The organism is Geminicoccus flavidas, assembly GCF_009806515.1.
GTDB classification, from domain to species: domain Bacteria; phylum Pseudomonadota; class Alphaproteobacteria; order Geminicoccales; family Geminicoccaceae; genus Geminicoccus; species Geminicoccus flavidus.
Map to the genome: position 1 here is coordinate 1 of NZ_WUJP01001027.1, position 7,240 is coordinate 7,240.

The following is a 7,240-nucleotide window of genomic DNA, read 5'->3' on the forward strand; positions in this document are numbered from 1 at the left end:
TCCGGCTCAGCTCATATGGACACCGCAACCCCCACGAAAAGAGGCCCGCAACCAAAAAATCACCCCATGGGCTATCCGTCAGCTCAGCGGCCGCCACCTTCCCTTCCAACCGGCTGCAGTCCGCCGCTTCCGCGGAGAAGGACCTGCTGATGCCGGCCCGCGGCCATGGCCTGATGACCCGGGCGGCAGACCAAGCTTCCAACCCTGCAGCGGTCACGCTAGGTGGCATTCGTCGGCCGATCCTGGAGCTGCCGCCTTGCCCGAACCTCGCTACGATGTCCTCGTGGATGCACGCGGCCTCGCCTGTCCGATGCCCTTGGTGAAGGCGCGCCAGGCGCTCATGGTCATGGAGCCGGGCGCCACGGTCTGCGTGCTGGCGACCGATCCGGCCGCACCTGCCGATTTCGACGAGTTCGTCGAGATCAGCGGCCATGAGCTGGAGCGCAGCGAACGCCAGGACAGCCTGTTCGTCATCGTGCTGCGCAAGAAGCGCTAGAGACTGCCCGCCCAGGCGAAGGCCTGCTCCTGGCGCCGGGCGACCAGGGCAGCGCGCGCGTCCGGGTCCTGCGGATCGCCAGCTGCGAAGTAGCCGGCTCCGGGCTGGCCGTCGCTGGCGCGGACCACTAGGCAGGCCAGTTCCGGCAGCCCATGTTCCGCCCGCGCCCGGTCGACCACGCCCAGGACGCGGCAGAGATGGCCGACCGTGCCGGAGCCCAGCCGCTGGCCGAACATGTCCAGCACCTGCCGGTAGCTGACCGGCCGGCCCTCGCGGGCAGCCTGCACCAGGATCCGCTCCAGACGTTCGGGATCGATGACCGTCCGTTCCGGTCGCGGCTCGGGCCAGTCTCTTTTCATGGTTTTCCCGCGCTCCGTTGCAGCTCATCCCGATCGTTCATCCCATCAGGTCGACCAGGGTCGCCAGCCGGTCGGCCTCGGCGGCGGGCTTGTCCCAGCGGATCCGCGCGATTCGGGGAAAGCGCATCGCCACGCCCGACTTGTGCCGGCTGGACGGGTGGATGCTGTCGAACGCCACCTCAAACACCAAGCGCGGCTCGACCGCCCGGACCGGGCCGAACCGCTCGATCGTATGGTCGCGGATCCACCTGTCCAGCAGCTTCAGCTCCTCGTCGGTATAGCCGGCATAGGCCTTGCCGACCGGCACCAGTTCCTCCCCGTCCGGCCCGTCCTGCCAGGCGCCGAACGTGTAGTCGGAATAATAGGAGCTGCGCTTGCCGTGGCCGCGCTGGGCATACATCAGCACGCAGTCGACCAGATGCGCGTCGCGCTTCCACTTCCACCACAGCCCCTTAGGCCGGCCCGGCACGTAGAGGCTGTCCTTGCGCTTGAGCATCAGCCCCTCGACCGTGCCGCCCTCGCGTGCCGAGCGGCGCATCCGGTCGAGCTCGTCCAGGCCGGTGTCCGGGATGAGCGGCGAGAGGTCCATCCCCTCGGGCCGCTCGCGCGCCACGAATGCCTCCAGCCGTTCGCGGCGCTCGAGAAACGGCAGGCCGCGCAGGTCCTCCTCGCCGTCGAACAGGATGTCGTAGAGCCGGACGAGAGCCGGGTAGTCCTGCAGCATGGCGGGGGTGACGGCCTTGCGGTTGAGGCGCTGCTGCAGGTCGTTGAACGAGGCGACCTCACCCTCGCGTGCCACCAGCAGCTCACCGTCCAGCACGCCCTCGAAGCGCACGCGCTCCACCACCTCCGGAAAGGCCGGGCCCACATCGTCGCCGGTGCGGGAATAGAGGCGTACGTGGCCACGGACCGCCACGACCTGGACGCGGATCCCGTCCCACTTCCATTCAGCGCTGTACTCGGCAAGGTCGAGCTTGCTCGCCTGCTCGTCATCCAGCGGATGGGCCAGCATGAGCGGCCGGAACACCGGGACATGGGCGATCTCCGGGCGCGGCATACGGCCGTCCAGCCAGGCGAACAGGTCCAGATAGGGCGGGGCCGTCGCATACCAGGCCTCCTCGACCAGAGCCGGCTCGACCCCGCCATAGCGGGCCAGCGCCGCCCGGGCCAGGCCCGCCGAGGCACCCACGCGCAGGCTGCCGGTGGCGAGCTTGAGCAGCGCCCAGCGGCCGGTGGCATCCAGCGTGTCGAGCCAGGAAGCGATCTGGCGGGTGAGCTGGCCGCGCGGCAGCTCGTCCATGGCGACCACCACCTCGCTCAGGTGCGGCCAGTCGCGACCGGCCTGCTGCTCCGGCCACATCAGGGCGGCCGTCTCGGCCAGATCGCCCACGAAGTCGTAGGACCAGTGGAACAGTTCGGGATCGGTGCGCTCGGCCACCAGCTCGCGGATCACGCCGGACTTCGCCACTCGCAGGCTGAGCGTGCCGGCGATCGCGGCCAGGCCGAAGCCGCGGTCGGGATCGGGCACGCTACGGAAATAATCCTCCAGCAGCGCCAGCTTGCTGGTGCGGGCCGGCGCATAGAGGAGGCGGTCGAGAAGTTCGGAGAACGGCTTCACCTTGGCTGCGCACGCTCCTGCAGGCTGCCGTCCGGGCCAACCGGGCAGGCCCGGCGCAGGTTCCGGTTCGTTTCCGGCGGCCGCTGCTCAGCCAGGCGGGGTCGCACGAACGAAGGCCAGCTTGTTGCCATCGGGATCGCGCACATAAGCCGCGTAGAAATCGGCGCTGTACTGGGGCCGCAATCCGGGCGCGCCCTCGTCCAGCCCGCCGGCGGCCAGGGCCGCCTCATAGATCGCCTGCACCGTCGCCTCGTCCGGCACCGACAGGCCGACCGTGACCCCATTGCCCCAGGTGGCCGGGCGGCCGTCGAACGGATGGAGGATCACCAGCTCCGTGGGGCCACCCGGCGGACCGTACCAGATCTCGTTGGGATAGGCCGGCAGCCGGACCCGGCCGAGCGGCGCCAGCGCTGCGTCATAGAAGCGGCCGGCGCGCTCCAGGTCATTGGTTCCGAGCGTGAGATAGGAGATCATCCAAAGGCTCCGTTGCGCCGGCCTGCGTTCGTGTTGCCGGCGAGCCTGCCATGGGCGCGGCAGCCCGTCGAGGCAGGCGGCGGAACCCGCTCAGCTCCCCTCCTCGTCATAGCCCACCAGCCGCAGGGCCTCGGCCCCATAGCCGCGCTTGCGGGCGGCATATTGCAGGGCTTCCTCCCGGCCATGGGTGATCCAGACCCGGGGCGCACCGACCTCGTCCAGCGTCTGCAACAGCTCGTCCCAGTCGGCATGGTCGGAGATCACCAGCGGCAGCTCGATGCCGCCTTGCTTGGCGCGCTGCTTGACCCGCATCCAGCCGGACGCCTGGCAGATCACCGGGTCCGGCAGGCGCCGCGCCCAGCGGTCGGCGATGGCCGAGGGCGGGGCGATCACGACGGCACCTTCCAGCTCGCGGCGCGGCTCGCCCTTGGCCCCGGCCGTGGCTGGCCGCAGCTCGCCCAGCTCCACCCCGAAGCCCCGGTAGAGCTCGTTCATGGCGGCCAGCGCACCGTGGACATAGATGGGCCGGTCCCAGCCGGCCCGGCGCAGCTCCACGATCAGGCGCTGCGCCTTGCCGAGCGTATAGGCGCCGACCACGTGGCAGCGCTCGGGGAACAGCTCGATCGAATGGAGCAGCCGGCGCAGTTCCTCTTCGATCGGCGGGTGGCGGAACACCGGCAGGCCGAAGGTCGCCTCGGTGACGAACACGTCGCAGGGGACGGGCTCGAAGCCGGTGCAGGTCGGGTCCGCCCGGCGCTTGTAGTCACCTGAGACCACGATCCGCCCACCCTGATGCTCCATCAGCACCTGGGCACTGCCCAGCACATGGCCGGCCGGATAGAGGGTGACATCGACCTCGCCTACCCGGATCGTCTCGCCATAGGCGGCGGCCTGGCGGGAAGGCGCCATGCCCTCGCCCAGCCGCGCCGCGGCGATCGCCAGCGTCGCCTCGGTCGCGAGCATCGCACCGTGGCCGCCACGGCAATGGTCGCTGTGGCCATGGGTGATCACCGCGCGGTCCACCGGCCGGACCGGGTCCACGTAGAAGTCGCCCGGCACCACGTAGAGGCCTTCTGGCCGGACCTGGACCCAGCGCTCCGGATGCATGCTCGAGCCCTCCCGGCAAGGGCGGCGCTTCCCCTGCCCCCATCGGCTCATGTATGCCGCGCAAAGCCAACGTCAGCAGGAGTGAAGCAATGACGATCCGCCGCATCCAGCCCGGGCCGCGCATGAGCCAGGCCGTGGTCCACGGCAACGTGGTCTATCTGGCGGGCCAGGTCGCCGCCGGCGCCCCCGGCAAGTCGGTCTCCGAGCAGACCAAGGACATCCTGTCCCGGATCGATGCCCTCCTCGCCGAGGCCGGCACCGACAAGAGCAAGCTGCTCACCACCAATATCTGGCTGTCCGACATCTCGACCTTCGACGAGATGAACGCCGCCTGGGATGCCTGGGTGGCCCCGGGTGCCGCCCCGGCCCGCGCCACGGTCGAGAGCAAGCTCGCCTCGCCCGACTACACCGTCGAGATCATGGTCACCGCCGCGCTCGGCTGAGCCGGCGGCCGCAAAGGGGCGGTCATGCGCGTTGCAGTGCTGGGTGCCGGCCTTGCCGGCGTGATGACGGCCTATGAATTGTTCCGGGACGGTCACGAGCCGATCGTGATCGACCGGCGCAGCGAGCCGGCATCCGAGACCTCGTACGGCAATGCCGGCATGATCGCGCCCGGCCATGCCTATAGCTGGGCGTCGCCCGCGGCGCTGCGGACCCTCATCCGCTCGATCCGCCACGACGACACGGCACTGCGCTTTCGCCTGCAGGCCGATCCGCATTTCTGGGCCTGGGCCGCGCGCTTCGTGCGCAACTGCACCGAAGCCAGGGCCGACTACAACACAATCCGCAAGGTGGGCCTGTGCCTCTACAGCCAGGGCGAGCTGCACCGGGTCGTGGCGGAAACCGGGGTCGAATACGGTGCGGCCAAGGGCGGAGCCCTTTACCTGCATCGCACGGAGGAGGCGCTGGCCCGGGCCGACCGCAATGCGGAACTGATGCGCCGCCTGGGCGTGGAGGTGCGCCGGGTCACGCCGTTTCAGGCCGCCCAGATCGATCAGGTCTACCTGCCGGTCCTGGACCGGTTCGCTGGCGCGCTCTACGTACCGGACGATGAGTCCGGCGATGCTAGGCGGTTCACCCGCAGCATCGTGGCCTGGCTCATCGAGCGGGGTGTCGCATTCCGGATGGACGAGACGATCGAGCGGATCAGCGTCGCTCGGGGCCGGATCGACCGGGTGGTCACGGACAAGGGCGAGGTCCAGGCCGATGCCTATGTATTGGCGCTTGGCTGCTATGCCGCACCACTCGGGCGGACCATCGGCCTGAGGCTGCCGATCTATCCGGTCAAGGGCTACTCGCTCACCATCCCGATCGCCGGCCGCAACAACCCGCCGCGCCTCTCGGGCGTGGACGAGCACAATTTGTTCGCGTTCGCCAATTACGGTGAGCATGTCCGGCTCACCGCGATCGCCGAGTTCGCCGGCTATGACTGGTCGCACCGGCCGTCCGACTTCACCGGGCTGCTCAAGGCGGCCAGAGAGCTCTTCCCCGATGCTGGGGACTATGGCCAGCCGGAATACTGGGCGGGGCTGCGGCCGATGACGCCGTCCGCTCTGCCGATCTTCGGCCGGGCGCGCTACGACAATCTCTATGTCAATGCCGGCCATGGCCACATGGGCTGGACCTGGGCCTGCGGCTCGGGCCGGATCACCGCCGACCTGATCGCCGGCCGCACGCCCGGCCACGACGTGTCCAGCATGCTCTACCGCGGATGAGCCGGCCATGACCCCAGCCTCCAGGCGGATCGTCCGCGAGCACCTGCCCTTCGACCTTGACCGGGGCATCACGCCGCGCGCCCGGATCGGGCTGGTGGTGCTGAGCTGCGACCAGACCATCGAGTATGAGTGGCGCGGCATCCTGGCCGGCCTGCCGGGCGTCGGTCTGTTCCACGCCCGCATCGCGGTCGACCCGATCATCACGCCGGACAGCCTCCGCGCGATGGAGCCGATGATCCGGCCCACCACCGAGTTGCTGCTGCCCGGCCACCGGTTCGACGCCGTGGCGTTCGGCTGCACCTCGGCCGCCATGGTGTTGGGCGAGGAGCGGGTCATAGCGCTCATGGACGAGGCCAAGCCGGAAGCACGGGCAACCACGCCGATCACGGCTGCCAGGATCGCCATGACGGCGCTGGGCGCACGGCGGATCGCCCTGCTCACGCCCTATCGCGCGGACGTCAATCTCGGGATCATCCGCTACCTGGAGGCGCGCGGCCTGGAGGTGCCAGTGTTCGGCTCGTTCAACGAGCCCGACGACGGCAAGGTCGGCCAGATGACCGTGGGCTCGATCCGTCAGGCCGTCTGCGCGCTGGGGCGTGAGCCAGGCGCCGACGCAGTGTTCGTGTCCTGTACCTCGATCCGGCTGGCGGCCGAGGCCGCGGCGATCGAGGCCGAGCTCGGCAAGCCGGTCACTTCATCGAACCATGCCATGGCGTGGCACGCGCTGCGCCTGGCCGGGGTCGCCGACCCGCAGCCGGCATTCGGCCGGCTGTTCACCTGCCCGCTGCCCGCTACATGATCCTGATCCGCTCCGCCATCTTCAACGTCCTGCTCTGGACCTGGACACTGCTCGCCCTGATCGTGCTGCTACCGGTCGGGCCGTTCCTGGATGCCGCCGGTACGCGCGCCTATGCGCGGGGCTGGGAACGGGGCATCGGGTTCCTGCTGCGCTGGGTCGTGGGCATCCGCCACGAGGTGCGCGGCCTGCACCACCTGCCGGCCGAGCCGGCGGTGGTCGCGGCCAAGCACCAGTCGGCCTGGGAGACGCTGACCTTCCACACGATTGTCCACGAGCTGTCGGTCGGGCTGAAATACGAACTCACCAGGATCCCGGTGTTCGGCCATTACTTGCTCAAGTCCGGCTGCATCCGCATCGACCGTGGTGCTGCGGCCAAGGCGCTGAAGTCGCTGGTGGACGGGGCGGAGCAGGCGATGGCGGGCGGGCTGCACGTGATGATCTTCCCGGAAGGTACCAGGCGTCCCGTGGGTGCGCCGCCGGACTACAAGCCGGGCGTGGCGGCGCTCTACAAGCAGCTCGGCCGCCCCTGCGTGCCGGTCGCCCTGAACTCCGGCATGTTCTGGGGCCGGCGCTCGTTCGCCAAGCGGCCGGGCACGATCGTGATGGAGTTCCTGGAGCCGATCCCGCCCGGCCTGCCGCGCGCAGCCTTCATGCGGACGCTGGAGGAGCGGA

Annotated in this window: 9 protein-coding genes; 5 read left to right on the top strand and 4 right to left on the bottom strand. The window is 69.8% G+C overall.

Annotation, left to right across the window (positions count from 1 at the left end):
• Positions 1-256 precede the first annotated feature (256 nt).
• Positions 257-496, top strand: coding sequence for a sulfurtransferase TusA family protein (locus EQG76_RS29400; RefSeq protein WP_223861755.1), 240 nt, complete (start codon positions 257-259; stop codon positions 494-496).
• Here EQG76_RS29400 and EQG76_RS29405 read toward each other — a convergent pair.
• From EQG76_RS29405 to EQG76_RS29420, 4 genes are all read right to left on the bottom strand, one after another.
• On the bottom strand, positions 493-855 hold the full coding sequence (locus EQG76_RS29405) for a ribose-phosphate pyrophosphokinase (protein WP_159718797.1): 363 nt from the start codon (positions 853-855) through the stop codon (positions 493-495). The genes EQG76_RS29400 and EQG76_RS29405 overlap by 4 nt on opposite strands.
• Positions 856-892: 37 nt before the next feature.
• A complete protein-coding gene (locus tag EQG76_RS29410; protein ID WP_159718799.1) occupies positions 893-2,473 on the bottom strand; it encodes a cisplatin damage response ATP-dependent DNA ligase in 1,581 nt (526 codons plus the stop codon).
• An 87-nt stretch (positions 2,474-2,560) separates the two neighbouring features.
• Positions 2,561-2,947, bottom strand: coding sequence for a VOC family protein (locus EQG76_RS29415; RefSeq protein ID WP_159718801.1), 387 nt, complete (start codon positions 2,945-2,947; stop codon positions 2,561-2,563).
• 90 nt (positions 2,948-3,037) lie between these two features.
• Positions 3,038-4,054, bottom strand: a complete 1,017-nt coding sequence (locus EQG76_RS29420; RefSeq protein WP_159718803.1) for a ligase-associated DNA damage response exonuclease — start codon at positions 4,052-4,054, stop codon at positions 3,038-3,040.
• A gap of 89 nt (positions 4,055-4,143) precedes the next feature.
• Here EQG76_RS29420 and EQG76_RS29425 point away from each other — a divergent pair, with 89 nt between their 5' ends.
• From EQG76_RS29425 to EQG76_RS29440, 4 genes are all read left to right on the top strand, one after another.
• A complete protein-coding gene (locus tag EQG76_RS29425) occupies positions 4,144-4,497 on the top strand; it encodes a RidA family protein (RefSeq protein WP_159718805.1) in 354 nt (117 codons plus the stop codon).
• Positions 4,498-4,521: 24 nt separating this feature from the next.
• Complete coding sequence (locus EQG76_RS29430) at positions 4,522-5,769, top strand: D-amino acid dehydrogenase (protein WP_159718806.1); 1,248 nt, start codon at positions 4,522-4,524, stop codon at positions 5,767-5,769.
• A gap of 7 nt (positions 5,770-5,776) precedes the next feature.
• Complete coding sequence (locus tag EQG76_RS29435; RefSeq protein ID WP_159718807.1) at positions 5,777-6,568, top strand: maleate cis-trans isomerase family protein; 792 nt, start codon at positions 5,777-5,779, stop codon at positions 6,566-6,568.
• Positions 6,565-7,240 (top strand): lysophospholipid acyltransferase family protein (locus tag EQG76_RS29440; RefSeq protein WP_159718808.1); only part of this gene is annotated, 676 nt, incomplete at its 3' end. The genes EQG76_RS29435 and EQG76_RS29440, both read left to right, overlap by 4 nt.